This window comes from Puniceicoccus vermicola, assembly GCF_014230055.1.
GTDB classification, from domain to species: domain Bacteria; phylum Verrucomicrobiota; class Verrucomicrobiia; order Opitutales; family Puniceicoccaceae; genus Puniceicoccus; species Puniceicoccus vermicola.
Map to the genome: position 1 here is coordinate 163,128 of NZ_JACHVA010000082.1, position 22,501 is coordinate 185,628.

Consider the following 22,501-nt stretch of genomic DNA (forward strand, 5'->3'; position numbering starts at 1 on the left):
CGTCTTCGAGGGTTAAATGGTCGAGGGGCTCAAGCGCGGGCGATGAAGCGCGCGAAGACATAATCGAGGCTTTCAGGTATTTGGATCCGAAGAAAATCCGACTCTGATTCCACTGCTCCATTGGGGCTTAGGATTTCCCAGTCTACCTTTTCAAGTTCGAGACCGCTGGGGAGTTCGATCCGGGCATGGTTACTGGGATTCCGCTCGCGGAAGATCAGGATGAATCCACGATCTTTCTTTACGGCAATAGACATGAATCCTGTGTAAGCAATCCCGTCTGGTTCCTTCCCGATCGGAAGGATTGTTCCGCTGAATAGTTCTTGGCGATGATCTTTCCATTTTTGAACTAGAGGCGCCAAGTCCTTTTGATAGTCATTTGGGAGATTCGAGCATTCGAACCAACCAAGAGGGTTCGCGAACATGACCGTTGCGAATAGGGTATCGGATTTGTAGTGGGCCGGAGCGAGCGGGTCCTGACTGTATTTCGCGGTGTTGCGCTCCTTGTTCAAGAATTCCATTCGCAATCGTTTCGAATCGATCCATCGGGAAAGTTGCCACAGATTGCGAAGGGTGTGATGCGGCCAATATGACCTCCAGTCTGAGTAGCGATTCTCGACAAAGAGAGGCCCTACGGAAATTTCACCTAAGTACCCCGGCCGTTTGCCGGCGGTGATATCGAGATCGAAGAGGACTTCTCCCCGGCTTTCGGTGAGAACCCGGTTGAAGAATGCGCGTAAGTTATTACGTCCGTCATCCGTGTTCACATTGAGACTATCCACTTTGAAAAACCGGATCCCGTAGGTGCGATGAAGCTCCAGGACTTTCTCGGCATCTTTTTTCCAGTTCTCTAGACTATTCCACGAGTCGGGTGCATACCACAGGCCGATTTCGATGTCCTGGTTTTTTGCATGCGCAAGAATCGGGTGTAATCCGTTGGGGAAGCGATTAGGATCAACCTCCCAGAATCTAGGGTTTGTCTGCCAGAAATTCTCCCAGACTCCTCCATTGTCTTCGGCATTCGTCGAATTGGCGCTGGTCCCTTGCTGCCACCCGTCATCGAGTTGAACAACCTCGACTCCGATTTGGGCGGCAGCATCAATTTCGGCAAGAATGAACTCTTCTCTCATCCGGGAATCCTGGGAGCGATCGCCCCAAGTGTTGCTGAGAAAGCGGGGAAGTCTTTGGATCTCGTTGTCAGGGCGTTGCTCTCTTTGCCAGTTCTGAAGAGCTTGGGTCCGGCCTAATTCGCCTCCCTCGTATTGGAGAACGGTCCAGGTGCCCTCCGATTCTTTTTCATACAAGCGGACCGAAACGCCTGCTTCGCGGTGAAACGTCACTCTGAAGTCTGAATTTGCCGGGACTTTTCGTGCTGAAGGCAAAGGGGCGCGCTTGATAAAAATGTAGCCCGACTGATGGATCGTGTCTTCGATCTGGAAGAGGTTTCCATCCAAAGCCAAGTCATCCTCGTTGGGGTGCAAAAGCCAGACCCGCTCCTGAACGAGCTCGTCGCTATGGTCGGTTGCATCATTCAGATAGACCTGAGTGAGTTTGAGGTGAGGGGAGGCGATTTCCAAAATTCTTGAAGGTCGACCTGAATGGCTTGATTGTCCCTGCTCGATCTTAGAGGATTGAGTTTCGATACCGCTGGGGAAAACTTCTTCGTGGGGCATTCGTAAAAAGGTTGGAGAGGGAGAGGGGTGGTTGCTGTTGGATTCGGTAGGCGCAAAACGGTGATTATAGGCATTATCGCTCCCGCAGACAATGGTGAAAACAGTATAGAATGTGTCGATATTGCCCAAATTTTCTTGCTCGAATAGCAGGAACCGGAGATGGTCTTCTGTGTGACGGCGCCTGTTGTGCATGTAGGGATTACTATTGACGTGTCGAGTGGGGAAGGCCGGGAAATGCTTCGCGGCGCTGCCGATTTTGCTCGGCAGCGAGCGAGTTGGGAAATCGTTCTTCCTTGTTTTGAGTCAGCTGTCGGAGCCATCAACGTCCCGTATTGGTGCGACGGCCTTTTAACGAGGCCTTTGAAGCCAGTGGATCGGGAGGCCTCTTTGAGATTTAAAGGACCTAAGTTTGGTCTGGTTTCAGCGGGAATGGTAGAAAACGGGATTCCATTTCTGACGAGTGATGGCGTCTCATTCGCGCTTCAGGCCTTCGAGCATCTGCGCGGTTTGGGCCTCAAGCGCATGGGGTATGTGGGATTCGGCGGGGTGCTCTATTCCCAATTGCGCCAAGAAACGTTTTTGCGAACTGCGGCTGAAGCGGGCCGCGAGGTTGATGTTTTCAACATTGGAAGTCCAAGTGATCGAAGAGAACTCATCCTGTGGCTGAAGAATTGGTCGGCTCCGTTTGGTCTTTTCGCGGCAAATGACTTACTTGCGAGGGAAGTCATCAACTGTGCGCACGAAGCCGGGATTCGGATCCCTGGTGAGATGTGTATCGTGGGAGCGGGTAATGATGACTCCATTTGTACAATGGTTCAACCCACACTCACTTCAGTCGATCCCGGCTCCTATCAAATAGGATTTGAAGGGGCGCGCCGTCTTGACGATCTGATGTCCGGTAGGCCAGTTAGCCCGTCTGGTTATGTTTCTTCCTTAGGTGTCGTGGCGAGGGAGTCCACTGATATTCGCCTTCAGGATCCATTGATCGCACGAATCCTCAGTGTGATCCGCTCAGATGCCCCACGCGGCCTGAATGTGGTGGATCTTCTCGGGCAATTTCCGATTTCCCAGAGTTCATTGAATCGCCGTTTTCGGGAAGCAACTGGGCGGAGTCCCTATGAGGAAATTCAAAGAGTCCGTGTGGAGCGTGCCAAGTATTTACTTCGCCATTCGGATTTAAGTAATGAATTGATCGGGGAGGAATGCGGCTTTCCCACCACCAAAGCGTTTTACTCGGCCTTTCGCTCTTCAACGAATCTCACTCCCCGAGCCTATCGTTTCCAGACCGGACCGAGGACTTGATCCCCCCCGACCTTCCGTGAGTCGATCGCTTGGGATTCGGGCGTATCCACGACAATCTCGGCGGCTTCATTTACCGTACTCGGGTCTGGGTCTTTGAACGAAGAACCGGCTTCAGGTGCAGCACTGCCCGAGGTCATTCGGCCGTTGTAGGCCAGTGAAATTGCCGAGGCACTCGCGGTCAGGGCGAGTCCAATAATTAGTGCGAAGAGGGTTCGGAATGGTCTGCGCGTGATTGGGAATGAAGAAAGAAAGCCTGCCGTCCGAGAACGGCAGGCATCTTGAACCAATTAGCCAAGGGGGCCCAAAAAATTAGGTTCGGCGGCGGCGCATCACTACAGCGCTCAACATGGCGAGACCGGAAAGTAGAGCGAAGGTTCCCGGTTCGGGGATCGCTGTGCTGGTCAGGGTGAAGTTATCGAAGTATCCATTCTGGCCGCCCGAGACAATATTGGCCGTAAATCCTACTGCAACTATCTCTGACAGGAGATCGGCGGATTCGGAGGAGGAATAGGTATAAGTCGAGCCGTACTGCACATTATCCACCCACAGTTCCAGGGAAAACTGGTCACCAAGAGTTCCAGCATCGGTGTCAAAAGTATTGAGGATGAGCTTAAAGTTGCGGCTCGTCGTGATATCAAAGTTTGAATCAATGGCTGTTGCACTGGATCCATCGGCAAAGAGGGATAGGTCACCCGTGTCTGTCTCGCCGGTTCGTAGGTAGGTCCAAGGGGTGCTTGGACTTTGACTACTAAAAGGTTGGAATTTGGAGCCAACCGTGCTGAAAAATCCGAAGCCGAGAAATTGTGAAGTTGTTCCAGACGCTAATGTGTCTGAATACATATCAATGGAGAGTTCATAGCTATTTCCGGCGCCTAGACTGGTCGACAAGTAGCTGGTAGAGTTGGCGGCGTTGGTACCACCACTACGGGTTCTGACTCGGTTTCCGCCGTTAATTACGTAGCTAGGGGTAGACCAAGTTCCCGTACCGACGTCTGGTGTTGTGCCATTGATGTCATCCCCGAAACTTCCAGAGAATGCGTCACTGAAGATTGTTGTCGTCTGGCCGGAAGCGGCCAGTGCCGCCAGTAAACCAGTGGCGATGAGGAGGGTCCGTATCATAGGATGGCAGGGATGAGGTGATGTTGAATTCATGATTTGTTTGGGTTGTGTGAAACAGTTAACTCGATCTCTCGAGGATGTGTCTCAGAATATTGCAGTCGTCCCATCCGTTTTAAATCCCCTTAGTCCTGTTACAGTCACACCTCCTATTGCCAGTGGTGTAGAGCCATACATTTGGAGTCGTCCGAATCTATTCCATGAGGCAGCGCTCGACTCTTTGAACGGCACTATCCATTCAACGCAAAAAGAAAGGCACGCCGTTCGTAAACGACAGACCTCTATGCCTCAGAAGAATAGATCTACTGAGTTTTGAACCCTTTCAGTCAGTAGGGTTAGTTTGCTGCTAGAATCGGACTTACTTCTGAACGATTTTCCAGAGCTTATGATTGCCGGCAACTTCGTCTTTCGACATGCTGACTACACTTCCATCGAAGAACGCGATGTTTGCCATTCCGTTGTGCCGGTATGATATGGCGTGCGCCACGTACTGGTCGTCTTTAGAACTGCGGGCTGCGTACATGAGTATTTGCCAGTCAACGGCATCGGCAAAAGCCATCGTGGTGGACGGATTGGCGACCTCGACAACTCGCGCCGTACGTTTACCGGGCTCGCTCCATCCTCCTGGGACATCGGTGATGTTGAGACCGTAGCTAAACCCCGACATCCCCCCAGGCTTGAATTCCTTGTTGTTTAAGTTGGTAGGGCACTTCAAAGGAGGCTGGTCTCCCATGTATTCGAGGACTTCGGGATTCTCGTACCAGTTGACCCGATCAATCTTCCCACCGCTGCTGAGGGTGTTGGTAATGCTGGGGATAAAGTAACCGTGGTCGGAGGCATACAGAGAATTGGCCGCTTGGAGTTGCCGTAGGTTGCTCTGGCATTTGCTGGAATTGCCTTTTTGGCGAATATGGCCAACAGCAGGGACGATGATCGCCGCCAATATTCCGATGACTGCGATTACACAAAGAAGCTCTATGAGTGTAAACGCACTGCGAAACTTTCGACGAAGCGGGATTGATGGATGGATGGGAGAGGGCATTTTTTCGATTCTTTTCGAGTGGGATTCTCTTTCATTGCAGGGCAATTGTCTGAGAATTAATTTTTTGATACGTTGAGGAACGATGTTGTTACCGCAACAGGAGAGTTCTCAGCCTCACTGCTGAGGGAGTTTTCTGAATCAGACAGATCGATCCCGCGCAGAATTCTCCGGGCATTTGTGTCTCGGGCCTTTAGGTTTTTGATTCTATTGCTCCTCTGCTGGTTGCTCCGCAGGAACAAATTCCTTGTAACGACGGATTTCGATGGGGTTTACGGGGTCATCGCTGTTGAACATGAAGATGTTGACGCGATTGTCGGTTTTATGACCCCACAGGGAACTGTAGGCCAGCTTCCATTCATCGCCTTCGGAGCGGGCGAATTTAACCTCAATGGTGGTTGTTTGCTGAGCCGGAAGCTCAACGATGACCGAGTCCTGCTTGGCGAGAGTGAACATCTCGTCGTCGATTTTACCAGTGATGCTAAAGTCGCTGAAATTGAAGATCTGGTAGCTTCCACGAGGGAATTGTTTGCGGTTTCGCGGGATTGGATAAACCCGATAGAATTCTCGCTGAGAGTTGGTTTTTTTCTGAAATACGAGCAGCACCTCATTAAGATTCTTGGGGAGACGCGTTTGGGCGACCGGGGTTCGGACCATCTCTCCGGTTTGTGGGTGGGCGGTCTCGCGGAAGAAGACGAGATTTGCCGGGCCTTTGTAGTTCACGGGAATGGACAGTCCGCGGTTGTAGACGGTTGCGGTTTGCACTTCACTATCAGATTCAAACTTGAGATCACGGATCACCGAAGGAGCCCAGTTTAAGGTGGTGAATTTAACCTCAACGAGGTTCTCCTCCCCAATTTGGCCTGGGAGGGAGGGGGCAATCCATGCCGACAAGAGAAGGATCGAGAAGGAGGCCGGTTTTAGAAGCTTCATGGGATTGAAAGTTAGACTTCGTCGGGGCTCAGCCAACGGAGGCTGACGATTTTGAACTGACGCCCGAAGGTTCCCGGCGGGTCGTTGCGATCGATGCTGGAATTGGGGTCTCCTTCGACCGGTTCGGACATGCGCTGAACAATGGCCTCACAATAGGCAGTAGACTGCACATCGTTACTCACTTCGCTGCGGGAGTCGCCATAGGCGCGTACGACAAAAGTATCGGAGCGTGTGGTCAGTATGGGGCCAAGGGCTTGAAGAAGGTCTCCTTGCAACAGGTGCCCCGGTGTGCCGGAAGCCTGCTGGCCAGAGGTTGTTGTGAGGAACGGTGTGCTGCCGTGAGTGACTCCGACGGAATCGGTCAGATTCGGGTCAATGTTGCTGTTGATGTTCGTGGAGGTCGTATCAATGGCCTGTTGAAGAATTCCGCTGAGTCGCTCATCCTCGGTCGTGTCAGGTAGGTCAATCAGGCTTCGATTTACGAAATCCGCGAGCGTCCCGAAGGGGCTGCCCCGCGCTTTGAGAATCCGGACGATTTCGGTGGCGAGGTCGGTAATCTGGGTCGTCGTCAATTCCTGATATCCACGCCAGAAATTGTCGAAGCCGGAATTGTCGATAGTCTTGTAGGCAAGGCCGTATGGGTTGCTCAATCGAGTGAAAAAGAGGTTTCCGGTGGTGACGGTGGTGGTATTCGTGGTTGGTTCGTGGACCGGTAGCGCCAAGTTATCCATCGAGCTGAGAACGGAGATCCATGCCTCAACGGATGTGGAGTTTACATTGAACGGACCATTGACGGTCATGTAAGAGGCGAGAGCATGGAAGTCGTCGATATCCGTTTTCGCATCGTCGAAGACGCCGATGGCGGTCAGGTCAGAGGCATTTTCACTGAAAGCGTATCGTTTGTTCCGATATTTCTTGTTAGCTATGAGGTTTTCGATTTGTCCATTGCTCAAGTTCGGATCGATGGACGAGAAGAAGTAGCTGTCCCAGACTTGCTCATTGATCAGGTAGGGGAGGTCGTAAATATCCAAGTCGGAGAGCCCCCCAAAACCAATGCTTTCGGTGTCGTTTGCCTTAATTCGTGGGTTTGCGTAAGAGTTTCCAATGATGAAGCTTGGTTGGTGATTGTAGCGCGAGAGGTTAGCGTGTTGGAGAGCGCCCAAGGAAAGCAAGGGTTCCCGGGGGATATCGAAGAGAACAACGTGTCCCTGCCCTTCGGTCCTGATCGTATTGCCCCACCTTCCTGAGTAACGGGTGTTGTTAAAGGTTTCCGGTTCAAGTGGCGAAGAGAGAAGTCCCTGTTCCCCCTGATAGGAGAAGCCACTCATTAGTATGTTGCCATTTCCGCTCCGAAAGCCGTCCCAATCCGGGTTGCCTTGCAAGGTTCTCAGGTTGCTGTCGATTCCGTTGCGCAAGCCGTAGTCGCTTTTCGAGGTTTGCATGTTGAAGGCCCAGCTGGCGAGCTCTCGTCCGGTTGCCAGATCCTGTGCGGTGTTGGGGGCCGGAGGGTTATTTGAATCAATTAACTTGGGCCCGAGTGACGAGTCCTGCCATAGACGTTTAATTCGCTGAATGCTGTGTGCCTCCGCTCGGCTAGGGCCTCCACGCAACCACACAAAGGCGTCTTCACCGATGTCTATTTCCCTGATTTGAATCACAGAGGTTGGATCCGCATAAATGATGTTCCCACTTTTGTCTCGGACGGTAAAGAAGAGGGATCCGTTCTGCGTGTAAGTGTTACGGAGAATGTAGTCCTCGTTAACTCCGTTGCTTGTGTTTTTTAGTAGTTTGCGATGAAGGGGAGCAAACAATCGAGTTTCTCCGGGTTGGAAATCGATGTATTCCCCGCTCGGCGTTTCGACTAGGAAATTGAGATAGTTACTTCCATAGGTCAGAACATTTTGGTCATCAAAATCAAATGTATAGCTGGTGCCGTCTACAACCAATTCGAAAGAAGGATTGAGCTCGAAGTGAATCTGGTAGGCGGCGTCATTGATGGCCACATTATAAGGATTATAAATCCCGAACATCGGTCGGACCTGTATTTCTATTTTATACTGTCCAGCACCGCCATGCAGCTCGGTCTTGATCCCAAAATCAAGTTGGAGGCGAGACATGACTGGAGTCACTGGATTGTTTCGATGGTAAGTGTCGGTGTATTTATAATGCCAAAAATCATTGATGGTTCCGTGCTTATACGGGACATAGTCTGTCCTCATTGCGGTGTTCAAGGCTGGATTGGGAACTTGTAGATCGATATTCGCTGTGTTTCCTACCTGACGATACAAGCTATAATAGTTTTTTAGAATGGTCCAGTTCGGGCCTGTGCGACCCGTTGAGGGTTCGATGAGGTCGAGAAAATATCGGTCGGCCCCGGCTGGATTTGCACCGAATTCCATGTTGAAGACGCCGTCGTCTGCGAAGGCGAAGGTCAGATCTTTTTTGAATCCGCCGTTGCGAGAATCAGTCAGAAGTCCTTCGGAGTAGGCGGTGAGGTCATGTCGGTAGTTTCTAGCGATGCTTGAATCGTCTGCCAAAAGCGATAGCTCATTCAGAGAAAGCGCACGGCCAGTTCGAGAATCCTCCTCGATGTCGAGGGAGGAAAATCGTGTATCTATTTGGTTAATGCCAAACTGATAGGCTAGAGTGGTTGGGGAACCTGTGCGGCTGCTGCTCGGAGTGTTGTCTTCAGACTCGATGTTGAACTTGGCTTTGAGGCCTTCGTCGCCGACCCAGTAGGCGATCTTTCCCGTTGGGACACCATTGGCGTCATTGAGTTCGACGGTTGAGACCTTTACGCGATCGGAGGGGTCATTCACACTCTGATCGATGAGCCAGACGGTGTTGTAGGGCGGCGCGGGATCGGGAAGTGCTACGGATGGGGTTTGGTAATTCGGGTCGTCGGGAGAGAGGGCTTCGTTGCCACTGACGATCCAAGCCGGTGATTGCGAGGTGTCGTTCGAATTCCAGACTCCTGTCCAAAACGGATTTGCTGAATTGACCGGAGAAATGTCGGCTCGAGCGGTGGCCCTTTGATCTTCGCCAGCATACTTCTGTAGGTTGCCTACGGCAAGAATTAAGCTGAGTTGGGCGTTCTGGCGTGCTTCGAGGGTTTTCCTCACTGAAGCTGAATGTTGGGTCTCCACCGAAATGAAGGCCGTTAAACTGATCAAGATCAGGAGAATGAATCCCATCAAACTTAGGGAAACGATCATCGCGAAGCCATCGCGATTTATGGGAAATTCTGGATTGAGCGGTGAAGGATGTCGCATGTTTTCGGGGTGAGGGAGCGAGCGGACAGGTTTCGGATTTTTTGGGTGGGTTTCAATTTGGCCGAACCTCGAAAGGAGGAGTGATGGGAGGTGCGCGGCCTAATTTGAATTTCTTTGAGAATGGAGTAGAAAAGCAATGGTGGAAAATCCTTCTCCGGTGTTACTGTAACAAGTCGGATGGATGGTGATTTCATTTGAAGTGTAGACCGGATTGCGCTTCGAGGTGATCCTTTCAAAAGGAATCTCGGCCCGTTGCTTGTAATACCGAATTCAGGGAATATCTTGTCCCCTGCGCGATCTGCGGATAGCCCGTGACGGCGTGGGGGGATGGCTCTCGCTCGAGCTCCCGATGCCAGAGCGAGGATAGCTTAGAAGGTCGGTATCTAACGGGCAGTTGCAAGAAGCTCAGACACCGTCACGAAGCGGTAGCCTCGTTCCCGAAGAATTTCGATTATGGTGGGTAAGGCTTCGAGGCTCTTGGGGGACCAATCGTGCATGAGAATGATGCTGCCGGCCTGGGTTTTCTCAGTGGTAGCGCGCTCAATGATGAGATCGACCGTGGTATCTTTGTGCCAGTCGGTGACTCCCACGGAGCAATCGATCGGCTGGAGTTCGGTTGCTTGCAGAATCTCCATCAACTTCGGGGTGTAGAGGATGTAGGGGGCTCGGAAGAGAGTCGGTTTCTTGCCGGTGGTCTTTTGAATGATTTCCTGGGTCTCGATTACTTGTTTATACGCTTCGACGTCGCTGATTTGATTGAAACGGGGATGGCTATAGGAGTGGTTTCCCACTTCATGTCCTTCTTCGACAATGCGCCGGGCAATCTCGGGGCGTTGGGCGACGCTTTTCCCTTTCCAGAAAAAAGTAGCTTTGATGTTTTCCTTGGCGAAGAGGTCGAGATATTTCGGACTCAGGTCGTTCGGTCCATCGTCGAAGGTCAAAGCAATTAGAGGTTGGTCGGTTTCGACGGATTTGATCCGTCGAATGGTGACCTCATCAACGGTTGGCACTTCGAGTGATGAAGGCTCCTCCGGGAGATCGGTCGGCATCACCTTAAGATCGTCGACCCGCACACTGCCGGCTGAGGATACGCTTACCGCTAGGTTGGTCTTCGCCGCATTCTCAGGGAGTACGACAGTCTTGCTGAAGCTGCTTTTTTTATCAGGTGTGTCCAAGAGGGCGAGGTCAATCCAAGCGATCGTTTTCGAATCGGAGTCAAAACACTGAAGAGAAACCTTGGTTGGGCTTTCCGTAGTCGAGAGTGCGTAGCCGGAGACCGTGACTTCACCGCGATAGGAAAAGGGCATCGATACACTTCCTTTGACCGGATCACCCTCTGCAATGATTTTTACTCCTTGGCCAGAATTCAGGCCGACCGGGTCGGTTTCGACCTTGATGGAGCCGGAGCCCGTCCACTTATACCAGCCTTTGCTTCCCTCATCGCATGATCCGTATCGAAGAATATTGGAGTCGCTCTCTGCCAATAAGCTCTGGACGCATGCCAAGAGGACGAGAATGGAAACGATCTGATTCAGTTTTCTGAGCATGAGATTTATTCTGTTTGGGATTGTTCTGGAAAATGAAAATTTAGTTCTGATTCACCGAATTCAGAGGAAGGTAAAAGACCCCGTTGCCCGGAGTGCCGACGACAAGACGGTCTCCAGCAAAGGCCATCTTGAGCCGCTGCCGCTGGGGCAGGTGATCATCGACAGGGTGCCAGTTTTGACCTCCATTTCCAGTGATGAGAATTCCGCCGACTTCGTCGAGCGCGACCGCGATCCGCTGAGAGTCGTTTTGGTCGACCGAGACAGAGTGAATTCCTTGGTCCAGGATCTTGGTCCAAGTTTTCCCGTTGTCGCGGCTCTGGTGTAGACCTCCGTTTTCTTCGGAAAGTAAATACACGCCCTCTTGGTCGGGGACACTCAGAACCTGCATGAATTTGCTGCCAGAGAGTCTAGCCGAAGATCGTTCCCATGTATCTTCGTCTGAGTTCCGGTAGTACACCGCATTGTTTTTGATCGCGACCATCGATCCATTCGGGCTCCGGGACAGCTGAAAGCCAGAGTCCCAGATAGAGCTTTGGAAAAACGAATCTCCGTTAGGCAAGCCGTCGCTGTCCCACGACCAGCTTTTGCCCATGTCCGTGCTGCGCCAGACTCCTCCTTTTCCTGATTCTATTGGGCCGCTTACTCCTATGTATACTTCTCGGGGATTCCCAGAGTCGACTGCGAGAGAGTTCACCCGCCATTTCTTCTCCTCTTTAGGAATATTCGTCATCGGCGATTTGTGAAACTTCTTTCCGCCGTCTAGGCTTACGTAGATAGTATCAGCGTACCAACCATGATAACGGGGAGCGAGAATGTAGACGGTCTCCGGCGCCGAGGGTGCAACTGCGATCGCCTTGCAGTTATCGGAGGTGCCCTCCGCGTGGGAGAACGAGGTGGCGGCATCGATAGAGCGGAAGTAGCCGTTATCGGCCATACCCATGTGGACAATATTGGGGTTCTGGGGCGCCTGAGCAACCGTGTGAATGACGGTGTTCTCGATCCCGTCGATCGTCAGGATCCAGGTCTTGCCAGCGTCCCATGACTGGTAAATGGCATAGTAGTCGCTAAAATACCAATGATCGGGGTCCAGAGGATCGACGACGATGGACGCAGTTGCCCTGCCAAATTTATCCCAATGGTTTGGTTTGGTTCGTGCGAACCAATCTCCCTGAATTCGTTTCGATTCGACTTCTCTCCAAGGTGAATCGATCGGTTTTTTAATGAAGAAACTTCCGCTGCCATTTCCGACCAAAAGGAAATCCGGACCCGCTCCGATGGTTCTGTAGCTGAGGCCGGAGGTGGGGGATTGTTTCTTTTCGGCTGTTGGAAGTCCCTCGGAGGCATCTTTCCACGTTTTTCCGTAGTCAGAGCTGGAGGCGATTCGAATCCCGTTGAAGATTCCGAACCAGACTTGAGGGTCTACGGGGCTTTGAACGATTTCGATAGGGGAATCGTCCGAAAGTTTCTCCCAGTTCATTCCGGCGTCTTCGGAACGGTAAAGACCTCCGTCCAGTTTGCTGTATTGGCGTTTCCCTTTCCAGCTTGTTATGTTCGACATTTTGCTGGCTGCGGCGCAGAGGAAAAGTCGATTGGGATTGCTGCGGTCGATCTTAAGGTCGTTCACGTAGACTTTGTCGAGCCCGAGCCCAATCCAGTTATCGCCAGCATCGGGACTCACAAAAATCCCGTCCCAGCCGGGCGCTGCATAGATCAAATTCTCATCGGCGGGTGATCGCTGGAGGATCCGGCCTGTGCTTCGATTGGGACCGTTACCGAAAACTTGAGTGTCGAGGACCTTTTCCCAAGTCCCACCGCCATCGGTGCTCTTGAAGATTCCTTGTTGTGGCATCCATTGATCGCCTACGGCGGCGATCAGGAAATCTGGATTCTCTGGGTCCACTAGCAGATCACGGACACAGTCAAGACTCTGAGGATGGTAGTTGATGTGGATCATATACCAATTGCGTCCCCCATCATCGGAGCGAAAGATTCCACCGACATCACTGTGCGCGTAGAGCCGATCGGGATCGACCCGATTCGGGATGACATTCAGTAGGTAGCCGCCTCCACCAATCTTGCTCGAACGCCAATGCCCATACTCAGCCAGGTTTTCGGTCGGGTTGAAAATAATACCAACATCGCTGTGATGAACCGCATCGCTCTGCTCAGTTGAGGACGAGTCTTTGGGCAGCTCTCCGGGCGGGCCGAAAAGGCAAGCGGGCGCGGTTGCCAAAATCGAGACGAATGGAATGAGCAGAAAACGTAGCATAGATTTGTGTCAGATTTGCGGCGGTTCAATCCGCGAGCCCGAGGTGGGCTTGATCTACTAAGATGTGAGCAAAAAGCTAGCGTCTTCCACCTGGATCGGAAAACCTTTCTTTAAATGTTACAGTCACATCAAGGCAAGTGCTGCGAATTGGTGACGATTTTCTCGAAAGGCCAGTCCTGCTCTTCGGCGGTTAGCTGCATCAAGTTCCATTGCTCAGAGAAATTGGCGGATTCACCAGGTGCGAGCGTGAACTCCGGGGAATGCAATTCGAGTTCCATCAAATGGCCGCGAGAATCCTGCGTGTAGCGTTGATAGATTTCGAGTGGGGAATGCTCTGCGGGAACTTCGCCGGGCAGGACTTCGTCGCTGACTTTTTTGATGAAGAGATTGTCTTTGTAGACCGCGATGATGGCTCGGTACTCGGAGAAGGACAGTTTTCCAAAAAAACTATAGTCTTCCAGATCGCTCACAGAGGGACGGCCAAAAGAAACTACACCGTTATGGATCTCATAGTACAGGGGTCGTTCAGTATGTGGTCTCCAAGCACTAAAGGCGAAGCTTAGGTTGCCTTTCTCGGGAATCGAGAAACCTGACTGGCCTTCGGGGTGAAATCGGGTATTCGACCAAATATTCCAAGTTACGGGACGAGTGCGCTCGTTGGTCACTGATACGGTGATGTTCAGTTGGCCGGGAGCTCCGAACTCGAAAATCTTCGTCATCCGCATCCCGTTCAGCGGGCTGATATTCCCCTGTAGCACTAGGCGGTTTGCGGAGTGTTCCATCACTTCGCAACGGTCATAGAGCAGGTAGGGGTCCGGATGAAAGGACTTATCCGGGGGAGACAGATCGCCATCTGTATCCTCCCACCATTTTGAAGCAGGTCCGATCCATACAATATGTCCTTGATATTCAGTCAGGTCGGGAGCGTTTTCTGCTTTGGGGATCTCATCGTCTGTTAATGACCAATCGGCCGGATCCGAATGGAGCACGTTCTCTCCGTCTGCACGTCGAAACAGCATGATGCGTCCGCCGAGGTCCACTTTGATGCCAATCACTAGCTCCTCATTCTTCAGCAAGAGTAGGTCGCTTTCGGCTGCATCGCCATAGGGCAAGCAACAGAGCAGGAAGGAGAGGTAGAGAAAATAGAGGGCTCGATGCATCGGAGAAGGAGTAGTTCTGAACGTATCCTTTTGATGTTTACAGGAGGGAGAAAAATTAACCTAGGTGTGTGATGGGTTCTCTTCCAGAGAGAAAACTCTTCTTCGGTTGTTACTGTCACGCAAGGAGATCAGTGGAGAGCTGATTGCAGCTCGGTAGTGGAAGCCCTGGGCTGGCTCCTCGTAGAGGTTTGATAGGCATCCTTTCGAGGTGACAGTTACATGGACCGACTAGTTTCACGGGGGCGGCAGCAGGAACATATTCGGTTTTCCAACCTCCACAGTATACGCATGAGTTCAATCGCCTTTATTTTCCGGAGCCTACGGGTTGCTCTTTATCTTCTTGCTGCCGTCTGCTCCGTCTCCGCTGTTTTCGTCGAGAGAGTTCTACTGTTCATCGGCAACAGTTTTACGATTGGGCAGGAGGAGACCTTACCGTTCCTGACATTTTTGATGCTTTGGGCAATGCCGCCGGATATGAAGATCAGACAACAGTGATCCGTGCCGTCGGTGGAAAAGACTATCAGGATCACTACGAGAATCGTTTTATAAAGATACATTTCTCCGGTCAGACCCGGTAGGTTTTAAAGGAATCTGGATCCTCGCTACTGCTTTTCTGGAGACGCCGGGTAAGCTGTGCTTGATGGAGGTCGGAGGGTTGGAGACCTTCCGAAGGGATGGCTTCCCACCAAAGCCCAGAGATGTCTTTCGAGCTGGGTCCCTGACTGTCGAGGCCTACAAAGTTTACTTCTTCGGGGCCGAATTCGGGGCCCGGGTGGGAGATGGCTTTTTGACTGGAGATGCCCCAGAACGTGGCTCCTCGTCCTGTGTGTTTTCCCCGCCGAGGCCCCCCTCCAAATCGCCAGACCGACTCGCCCTTCCCGACATCGACTTGGGTGAAGAGGTTTCGGTTTGGGCAGAGGCGGTGATGGTCGAGAGATAAGTCCAGACCTCTTCCTCGTTTGACGACATTGCCGTTCGCCCCGTTTTCGACGGTGATGTCGTGGATGAATCGAGTTTGGAAATCGAAATTCTGGAGCAAGTTGTCCTGCGAATGATTACTGAAGGAAACGCCGTGATGACCCGCGTCACCCTCAGTTTTCGGGCGATTCGAAGTCAGGGTGAGGCCGTCAATTGTGGAGAAATGACTTTTCAGGAAGATTCCACTGTCGGCATTGTGGATTTCAACATCTCGAACCCAGCAATGGGCTGCCTCGTCGATGGCAACCGCGTTCATACCCCATTCCTTGAAATGTCCGCCATAAGGTTCGGTAGGAAATTTAATACTTAGATTTTCGATCCCGCATTCGGTCACTTCGGGGGCGAATGTCATGATCTCGGCATTCCACTCCAGTCGGATGTCAAAGGGAAGAAAACGTTCGAGAATAATTTGCTTTCCGCGTATGTGTTGAATGCGTGTAACAAAGGTGGTCCGTTGGTATAGGCTCAAGTCTTCGATATTCTCCCATTCGTCGTCGACATAGAGGTGTCGGATGATCGAAGCATCGCCGCTGTCTTCCATTTGAATCGTCACCATTTGCCCCGCGTTTAAACCACTGGTATCTTTGACGGTTAGGATTTGGGCGCCTCTTACTGCTTCCGCGGTAATTTTGGTGATGGGTTTGTGCTCCAGTTGGCCGTGAATCCAGATAAAACCACCGGACCAGGAATAGCTTGAGGTTTTCAGGCCTTCCGTCGTGGATGACATTCTCGGGCGCACCATCTCAAGCTTTGTCGTGGGGAGAATAATGGTGTTCTTGGAGCCTTCCCCGCGCAATACAACATTGGGCTTCCGGATCCAGAGAATGTCGCTAATGATAAACTGGCCTTTGGGAATCTCAATGGCCAGACCGTCGCTCTCCGCGATGGCTCGACGGAACGCTTCTGTGCAGTCGGTTTGACCGTCTCCAACGGCGCCGAAATCAAGGACACTGATCCCTGATTGAGGTTCTGGAATTGGCTGTTCGCCAGAATGGTATCCAGCGAAAGAAAAGTCGGGCAGACGCCCCTGGGGATCCCATTTTTCACCAGATTTACCCCAAAGATCAGAATGGGTGGCATTCATCGTATCGGAAAACGCTAGGTTTAAAATTTAAAATAACAGGTGGGTTCGCAATCGTTGGCGCTAGCATCGGTGGGGTGCCCAGAGATTTCGCAGAAAATAGGCGACCATTTTGGGTTGTTGCTCCCGGGTAAATACACTCTCTTTTTTCCGTTCGCGCGGCAGAAGTTTTGAGGCGTTCGGAAATCGGCGAAATTCCAGATTTTGTTTAAGTTGGAGAGATCGTGGGTGAAGGTCCGTTGGGGAAAGAGCATGCGAATTCGTTGATGATGGGTCGAAAGAGAAAAACGATCGGGAGAATTTCTCCCGATCGTTAGCAGCAGCAGAAAGCTAAAGGCTGATCAGGGGCTCTTAATCGTATCTCATCGGGAATTGAAAACTTTTAGTCCGTAGATTAGGGAATGCTTGGGAAGGCCGTGTCGGAGGGACACACCGATTCAGATGAGCGGCGATTCTAGCCGGCGTGATGAAAAAAAGAGGAGTCCAGCGGAGTTGTTACAGTCACAATTCTCAGGATGAAGGGTTTCTGCCGAGAATTTTGCGACTCATTCTAGAGGAGTCGCCGTTGGCTCTGGAATCAGGTTTTCGGTGAGCAAAGAGGGTTTTGGATTCTCTTTGTTGGATTCACGGCTGCTCAATTTAAGATCAGTCTGCGGCTCGGGCCATCGTCAACTGATCAGAGTAGATTCAACCTTCCCCTAAATTAGTTTGAGGCCGAGCCAGACGTTTTTTTGGGGGCTTAGCAAATCAAAAAAATGCTCCGGCAGAAGCGAAGGCAGACGAGAACCTGACCGTCGGAGGGACAGTGGATCGTCCACAGATGCTTCTAAGTCGAATATTCAATTCCGGGCAACGCATCTCCACTATTGAAATGTGACAGTAACTTTTTGGTTGCCATTCTCCTGTGTTCCCGACTGCAGTCTGGTCGAAATTCGCTCAGGTTACTGAGGTGGCCCCATGGTCTGCGGATTTCCCCGTATCGTAATCCCCTGAACCTGTATTGTCGTCATGCTCTCCATTGATTATTTTGTCCTCGCTATCTACCTCGCCGGAATTTTTGGGGTGGGGCTCTTCTTGTCTTCCAAGAACAAGAGTTCTGCGGACATGTTTGCGGCGGGCGGGGAGTCTCCATGGTGGACGTCGGGATTGAGTTCCTTCATGACGATGTTCTCGGCGGGGACTTTCGTTGTCTGGGGAGGTATCGCCTACGAACACGGTTTCGTAGCCGTGATGATCAACTTTTGCTACGGGGTAGCGGCGATTCTTGTCGGATATTTTGTCGCGGGGCACTGGAAGCGAATGGGGGTCAAGACCCCGGCTGAGTTCATTGAGCTCCGCTTTGGTCCGGGAGCCGTCCAATTCTACACTTGGGCAATGATGGTTTTCCGGATCGTGGGAGTGGCAGTTTCGCTGTATTCATTGTCCATTGTTCTGGTCGCGATGATGCCTTTGGAGGCGGGTAATCCGCTTCGGGATCCGGCCACCGGAAATCTCTCTCTCATGTGGGCGATCGTAATCTTCGGTGGGATTGTTGTGATCTATACCATGGCGGGCGGGCTTTGGGCGGTTTTGATGACGGATGTGCTCCAGTTTATCGTCCTCAATCTTGCGGTCCTGTTCATTGTGCCACTGGCCTTTGGCAGTGTCGGCGGAGTCGGTGCATTTTTAGAGAAAGCTCCAGACGGCTTCTTCGCGCTGACGAGCGACAAATACACCGTCTTCTTCCTTTTTGGTTGGGTCATTATCCATTTCTTCATGATTGGTGCGGAATGGGCTTTCGCCCAGCGGTTCATTTGTGTCTCGAGCGAGAAGGACGCGAAGAAGAGCTGTTTTCTTTTTGGAGGCTTATACCTGCTAAGCCCGTTGCTCTGGCTTCTGCCACCGATGATTTATCGCACCATCGATCCCAATGCCGATCCGCAGGAAGCCTATATCCTGGCCTGTCGGGCGGTGCTTCCGGCCGGGATGGTCGGCTTGATGGTCGCGGCCATGTTTTCGGCAACTGCCAGTATGGTCAGTTCCCAGTTGAACGTCTTCGCGGGAGTCCTGACTGACGAGATGTATCGACGGATCTTTAAGCCCGAGGCGACGGATCGACAACTCGTTCGGGTAGGCCGCATCTTCACAATCTTATTGGGGGCGGTCCTGATCGGCGTTTCTCTGATGATTCCCTATCTGGGAGGAGCGGAAAAGGTCGTCGTGGCCATCACTAGTTTGATGGTGGGGCCTCTATTGGCACCGACGATCTGGGGCCTCTTTAGTCGGCGAATCGGCATCCGGGCGATCTGGACGACCGTAGCCGTTAGTTTTGTTCTGGGTCTCCTCCTGAAAATGGGACTCTCATCCGGAGGATTTCTTGTCTTTGGGCAAACCTCCCGGTTAGCGGAATGGGTCCAGACAAATGGGACAATGGTCGATCTCTTGATCGGGGTCGCCATTCCGGTCGTGATTCTTACCGCGATGCATTTCTGGCGAGGAGAAACCTCGGCAGGTTGGATCCGGATCGAGCAGCAGGTTAGTGAGGTGATCGCCGCGGGGAAAACGACCGTAGCCAGCACTCTTCCCGCAGTGATCGTCGGAGGGTGTATTTTTCTGTGCGGGATCCTGATGTTCGGCCTCATCCCGTTTAATCGCGAGGGTCGACTGATCCTGGCCATCTTCGGGGCCGTCCTCTTCCTGATTTCCGGAGGCATATTTTTGCTCATACAGATCCAGAAAAAACGAAACGCTGGATGACCGTTTCAGAATCCTCCTTCGGGAGTCCATATGGGTTGGTCGAACGAGGACAGTAGTTAGTTTCTGCTCACCACCTGGATCAAGGTGACTAAATCCTGAGGTCTATGGGATTACTCCCATCGAAATGCCGCATTGAGTTGCGGGATGAGGCGATTGGGGCTCCTTTTACTCTATGGCGGATGAAAACGAACCCCACCGTGTCATTTTGATCGCGGGCGTCACCGGAGGCATTGGTTCGGATCTCGCAGCCCGTTGTGCCGAAGCGGGATGGGAGGTCGCTGGGTTTTCCCGGTCGGCCGAGAATCTGGAGGCCCTGAGAGAGAAAATTCCAGAGCTTACGTGCTTTGAGGCGAATGCGTGTGAATCAAATGCGGTGCAAGGGGTTGTGGACAAGGTCATGGAGAAGTTCGGGCGCGTCGACGCTTACGTGCATTGTGTCGGATCCTTTTTGCTCAAGCCGGCTCACAGTTGTTCCGACGAGGAATTTGGCGAAACGCTGATGTTGAATCTGAACTCGGCATTCTTCGGGCTGCGGGCTGTGGTAAGACCGATGATGAAGGGAGATGGGGGCGCGATCACTCTGATCAGTTCGGTCGCAGCGATGGCTGGCATGCCGAGCCACGAAGCCATTGCCGCGGCGAAGGGAGGCATCAATGGCCTGGTGCGGAGTGCCGCCTCGACCTATGCCAACAAGGGCATTCGGGTGAACGCTGTTGCCCCCGGTATGGTCGAGTCCAACCTGTCCAAGCCCCTTCTCGGATCTGAACAGTCTCGAAATATGGCCATCTCTATGCATCCATTGGTCTCATTCCTGCGGCCTGCGGGGGATCTTCTCTGGTTTCGTGGGTGCCGGGTGGATACCATGACCAGACCGATAGTTATCCTTATGACGATGCGATTGTCAGGATGCGTCTCGCAATGGAGATGGGGACGTTGAAGGGTATCCTCTGGCATCAGGGAGAATCGGACAGTCGCTCGGGGCGAGCCGAAGAGTATGAGGCCCACTTGCGTGAATTATTCGAGCGGTTTCGGGAAGAGTTTGACGACCCCGATCTACCGATTCTGGTGGGGTAACTCGGCCAGTTTCGTAGGTGGAATCCGAGTCGGCAAATGGTGAATGATTCTCAGATCGCCGTTGCCGAGGATATGGAAAAAGTCATCTTTGTGAAAAGAGATGGATTGACCTCACTCGAGGATCGAACTCATTTCGATACGCGATCACAGATCGAGTTTGGAAAGCGCTACGCGGATGCCTACTTGTCTCTTGAGGATCGCAAAGGCGGACAGTAAGAAGATTCGTTTGGATCTCCCGACAGCACCTTTATAGTTGTCGATTGTGGGAGGCCGTGACTTTTGCTCTACGCTTTGGGCAGCTCCCGGAATTCGCCCTCTGCGGGGGCGATTTTGCTTACGAGTACGATACTGATCCAAGAGAAGATGAAGCCAGGGAGGATTTCATAGAGCCCGGGGCCACCGAGGAAGGACTGGTTCCAGCCCATTGCAATCCAGAGGATAACCGTACACGCGCCGACTACCATTCCCGCCAGCGCGCCTGTGCCGGACATTTTCTTCCAGAGGAGGGATAGGATGATCAAGGGGCCGAATGCAGCACCAAATCCCGCCCAAGCATTCGCTACGAGGGCCAGGACCTCCGATCCTGGATTGACGGAAATCAAGGCCGCTACGACACCGACGAGGAGCACGCTGATACGCCCTGTCGTGACGAGTTGCTTTTCGGTCGCCTGCTTGTTCATGAAGATGCGATAGAAATCCTCCGTGAGTGAAGATGAGGAGACCAGGAGCTGGCTCGAAATGGTGGACATGATTGCTGCCAGGAGTGCGGCATAGAGAAAGCCCGTCACCAAAGGGTGGAATAGCAGATCCGCTAGAACAATGAAGATGGTCTCGGGGTCGGAGAGGACAATCCCATTCCGCTCCGTATAAGCGCGGCCAAAGATACCCAAGCAGATTGCGCCCAATAGGGTGATGCCCATCCAACCCATGGCAATATTTCGGGCTTTGGGAACGTCCTTTACGGATCGAACGGCCATGAAGCGGACAATAATGTGAGGTTGCCCGAAGTAGCCAAGGCCCCAAGCCACAGCGGAAAGAAAGCCAAAGAAAGTCAGACCATGGAAGAGGGAGAGGAAGTTCGGATCGATGGTCCGAAGTCGATTCGCCGCCGCGCTCATGCCATCGCCCTGACCTGTGGTGAGGATGACCCATGGCATGATGACCAAGGCCAGCATCATGATGCAACCTTGGGCAAAGTCGGTTAGGCTCACAGCGAGGAAGCCGCCGACAACCGTATAGCTGAGGACGATGATGAGGGTAAACCAGATCCCAAATTGATAGTCGCTCATGAAGCCGAAGTTGATGAGCTCCCCGAATGCACTGGCAAATAGTTTCCCTCCGGCGACCAGTCCTGAGGCCGTGTAGACCACAAAGAAGACAACCACAATCACCGCAGAAACCATACGCAAGGCTAGGGAGCGGGAGGGAAAGCGGTTGGCGAGAAACTCCGGTACGGTGAGGGAGTTATCGTAACGCTCCGTCTGCTCGCGGAGGCGGGGTGCTACAATGATCCAGTTGAGCAAAGCACCGACGAAGAGACCAATGCCAATCCAGGCTTCGATCAAGCCAGCGGCATAGAGTGCTCCCGGGAGTCCGAGTAGGAGCCATCCTGACATATCCGAGGCCCCGGCTGAGAGCGCTGCGACAGCAGGAGGCAATTTTCGCCCCCCGAGCATATATCCCTCAGAATTCGAGGTCGCTTTCTTCGCCGCGTAAAAGCCGATGGCGATCATGAGAATGAAGTAGGCGAAGAGACTGGTCCAAATTCCGAGTTCCATATTCCAATAATGAAGGTGCTGAAGATCTTGATCTGTAACAGTGATCTCTTCAGGAGGGCAAAAGAAAAGAGATCTCCGTGCGATCCGCTGGGTTAGAGTCAACGTATGGGTGGGATGGGGCCAGATTCTCAGCGGTCCCCATTTTCCACCCCGGGCTTCGTGAATGCTCTCATTCTACCAAGGGGGTTTTTGCGGATTTCGCTTCGCTGGAGCTGCCGGACCTAGATGCAGTCTGGTCGTATTTAGCAAAGGGAAGATCCCGAGATATCTGATCGACCTGGGTCGTTCATTGTTGGAGTTCAGACGATGTCGTACGTCTCTTTATCCATTTGTACTTCGGTAGCTTGTATTTGTCGCTGTAATATGCCCGTGAAGAAATACTGATTCTCACTCTATCAGGATTCCCTTTGTATCCCCGGCGAACATCCAAGTGAAGCGCTCCGGAGCAAACCATCGGCAGTTGGTGGTCTTTCCGAGCACGACAACTCGGGGTGATCCAGGATGAAGGCATGGCCAACCTCTCTCATGAAGGATTGTCTTTCTTTT

Annotated in this window: 15 protein-coding genes and 1 pseudogene; 5 read left to right on the top strand and 11 right to left on the bottom strand. The window is 52.3% G+C overall.

Annotation, left to right across the window (positions count from 1 at the left end):
- Positions 1-29 precede the first annotated feature (29 nt).
- Positions 30-1,862 carry an alpha-galactosidase gene (locus H5P30_RS10545; protein WP_185692910.1) on the bottom strand — a complete coding sequence of 611 codons (1,833 nt, stop codon included), beginning with the start codon at positions 1,860-1,862 and terminating at the stop codon, positions 30-32.
- 18 nt (positions 1,863-1,880) lie between these two features.
- On the opposite strand from H5P30_RS10545, the gene H5P30_RS10550 reads away from it, so the two are divergent.
- Entirely contained in the window at positions 1,881-2,972 is a 1,092-nt protein-coding gene (locus H5P30_RS10550; protein WP_185692911.1) for a substrate-binding domain-containing protein, read from the top strand.
- Here H5P30_RS10550 and H5P30_RS10555 read toward each other — a convergent pair.
- The 8 genes from H5P30_RS10555 to H5P30_RS10590 form a co-directional block, all read right to left on the bottom strand.
- The gene (locus H5P30_RS10555) at positions 2,942-3,109 is read right to left on the bottom strand and encodes a hypothetical protein (RefSeq protein WP_185692912.1); all 168 of its coding nucleotides are present in this window, start codon (positions 3,107-3,109) and stop codon (positions 2,942-2,944) included. The two genes, H5P30_RS10550 and H5P30_RS10555, sit on opposite strands and share 31 nt — an antisense overlap.
- A 172-nt stretch (positions 3,110-3,281) precedes the next feature.
- The gene (locus tag H5P30_RS10560; RefSeq protein ID WP_185692913.1) at positions 3,282-4,091 is read right to left on the bottom strand and encodes a PEP-CTERM sorting domain-containing protein; all 810 of its coding nucleotides are present in this window, start codon (positions 4,089-4,091) and stop codon (positions 3,282-3,284) included.
- A 355-nt stretch (positions 4,092-4,446) separates the two neighbouring features.
- A complete protein-coding gene (locus H5P30_RS10565) occupies positions 4,447-5,130 on the bottom strand; it encodes a prepilin-type N-terminal cleavage/methylation domain-containing protein (RefSeq protein ID WP_185692935.1) in 684 nt (227 codons plus the stop codon).
- Positions 5,131-5,334: 204 nt separating this feature from the next.
- The gene (locus H5P30_RS10570) at positions 5,335-6,060 is read right to left on the bottom strand and encodes a hypothetical protein (RefSeq protein WP_185692914.1); all 726 of its coding nucleotides are present in this window, start codon (positions 6,058-6,060) and stop codon (positions 5,335-5,337) included.
- A gap of 11 nt (positions 6,061-6,071) precedes the next feature.
- Complete coding sequence (locus H5P30_RS10575; RefSeq protein ID WP_185692915.1) at positions 6,072-9,254, bottom strand: hypothetical protein; 3,183 nt, start codon at positions 9,252-9,254, stop codon at positions 6,072-6,074.
- Positions 9,255-9,715: 461 nt separating this feature from the next.
- Positions 9,716-10,879 (bottom strand): polysaccharide deacetylase family protein, encoded by a 1,164-nt coding sequence (locus H5P30_RS10580; protein ID WP_185692916.1) that lies wholly within the window; start codon positions 10,877-10,879, stop codon positions 9,716-9,718.
- A gap of 40 nt (positions 10,880-10,919) precedes the next feature.
- Complete coding sequence (locus H5P30_RS10585; RefSeq protein WP_185692917.1) at positions 10,920-13,148, bottom strand: WD40/YVTN/BNR-like repeat-containing protein; 2,229 nt, start codon at positions 13,146-13,148, stop codon at positions 10,920-10,922.
- 128 nt (positions 13,149-13,276) lie between these two features.
- On the bottom strand, positions 13,277-14,308 hold the full coding sequence (locus H5P30_RS10590) for a DUF4380 domain-containing protein (protein ID WP_185692918.1): 1,032 nt from the start codon (positions 14,306-14,308) through the stop codon (positions 13,277-13,279).
- A gap of 219 nt (positions 14,309-14,527) precedes the next feature.
- Between H5P30_RS10590 and H5P30_RS10595 the strand changes: the two genes are divergently transcribed.
- Positions 14,528-14,803: a hypothetical protein gene (locus H5P30_RS10595; protein WP_185692919.1), complete on the top strand. Its 276-nt coding sequence runs from the start codon at positions 14,528-14,530 to the stop codon at positions 14,801-14,803.
- 70 nt (positions 14,804-14,873) lie between these two features.
- On the opposite strand, the gene H5P30_RS10600 is transcribed toward H5P30_RS10595, so the two are convergent.
- Positions 14,874-16,370, bottom strand: coding sequence for a glycosyl hydrolase family 28-related protein (locus H5P30_RS10600; RefSeq protein WP_185692920.1), 1,497 nt, complete (start codon positions 16,368-16,370; stop codon positions 14,874-14,876).
- A 1,005-nt stretch (positions 16,371-17,375) separates the two neighbouring features.
- Here H5P30_RS10600 and H5P30_RS10605 point away from each other — a divergent pair.
- The 3 genes and pseudogenes from H5P30_RS10605 (at position 17,376) to H5P30_RS22055 (ending at position 20,393) form a co-directional block, all read left to right on the top strand.
- Entirely contained in the window at positions 17,376-19,103 is a 1,728-nt protein-coding gene (locus H5P30_RS10605; RefSeq protein WP_185692921.1) for a sodium:solute symporter family protein, read from the top strand.
- A 172-nt stretch (positions 19,104-19,275) separates the two neighbouring features.
- Positions 19,276-20,040 carry an SDR family NAD(P)-dependent oxidoreductase gene (locus tag H5P30_RS10610; protein ID WP_185692922.1) on the top strand — a complete coding sequence of 255 codons (765 nt, stop codon included), beginning with the start codon at positions 19,276-19,278 and terminating at the stop codon, positions 20,038-20,040.
- Positions 19,950-20,393: pseudogene (locus tag H5P30_RS22055) on the top strand (sialate O-acetylesterase). Before H5P30_RS10610 ends, H5P30_RS22055 begins: the two are co-directional and overlap by 91 nt.
- Before the next feature lie 68 nt (positions 20,394-20,461).
- Here H5P30_RS22055 and putP read toward each other — a convergent pair.
- Positions 20,462-21,955, bottom strand: coding sequence for a sodium/proline symporter PutP (gene putP / locus H5P30_RS10625; protein WP_185692925.1), 1,494 nt, complete (start codon positions 21,953-21,955; stop codon positions 20,462-20,464).
- Positions 21,956-22,501: the final 546 nt, after the last annotated feature.

What these genes read in the sequence shown, in the direction of transcription:
- H5P30_RS10610 (WP_185692922.1), top strand. Translation starts at nt 19,276, where the DNA reads ATGGCGGATGAAAACGAACCCCACCGTGTCATTTTGATCGCGGGCGTC.
- H5P30_RS10575 (WP_185692915.1), bottom strand. Translation starts at nt 9,254, where the DNA reads ATGGGATTCATTCTCCTGATCTTGATCAGTTTAACGGCCTTCATTTCG.
- H5P30_RS10565 (WP_185692935.1), bottom strand. Translation starts at nt 5,130, where the DNA reads ATGCCCTCTCCCATCCATCCATCAATCCCGCTTCGTCGAAAGTTTCGC.
- H5P30_RS10590 (WP_185692918.1), bottom strand. Translation starts at nt 14,308, where the DNA reads ATGCATCGAGCCCTCTATTTTCTCTACCTCTCCTTCCTGCTCTGTTGC.
- H5P30_RS10570 (WP_185692914.1), bottom strand. Translation starts at nt 6,060, where the DNA reads ATGAAGCTTCTAAAACCGGCCTCCTTCTCGATCCTTCTCTTGTCGGCA.
- H5P30_RS10595 (WP_185692919.1), top strand. Translation starts at nt 14,528, where the DNA reads ATGGACCGACTAGTTTCACGGGGGCGGCAGCAGGAACATATTCGGTTT.
- putP (WP_185692925.1), bottom strand. Translation starts at nt 21,955, where the DNA reads ATGGAACTCGGAATTTGGACCAGTCTCTTCGCCTACTTCATTCTCATG.
- H5P30_RS10585 (WP_185692917.1), bottom strand. Translation starts at nt 13,148, where the DNA reads ATGCTACGTTTTCTGCTCATTCCATTCGTCTCGATTTTGGCAACCGCG.
- H5P30_RS10600 (WP_185692920.1), bottom strand. Translation starts at nt 16,370, where the DNA reads ATGAATGCCACCCATTCTGATCTTTGGGGTAAATCTGGTGAAAAATGG.
- H5P30_RS10560 (WP_185692913.1), bottom strand. Translation starts at nt 4,091, where the DNA reads ATGATACGGACCCTCCTCATCGCCACTGGTTTACTGGCGGCACTGGCC.
- H5P30_RS10605 (WP_185692921.1), top strand. Translation starts at nt 17,376, where the DNA reads ATGCTCTCCATTGATTATTTTGTCCTCGCTATCTACCTCGCCGGAATT.
- H5P30_RS10555 (WP_185692912.1), bottom strand. Translation starts at nt 3,109, where the DNA reads ATGACCTCGGGCAGTGCTGCACCTGAAGCCGGTTCTTCGTTCAAAGAC.
- H5P30_RS10545 (WP_185692910.1), bottom strand. Translation starts at nt 1,862, where the DNA reads ATGCACAACAGGCGCCGTCACACAGAAGACCATCTCCGGTTCCTGCTA.
- H5P30_RS10580 (WP_185692916.1), bottom strand. Translation starts at nt 10,879, where the DNA reads ATGCTCAGAAAACTGAATCAGATCGTTTCCATTCTCGTCCTCTTGGCA.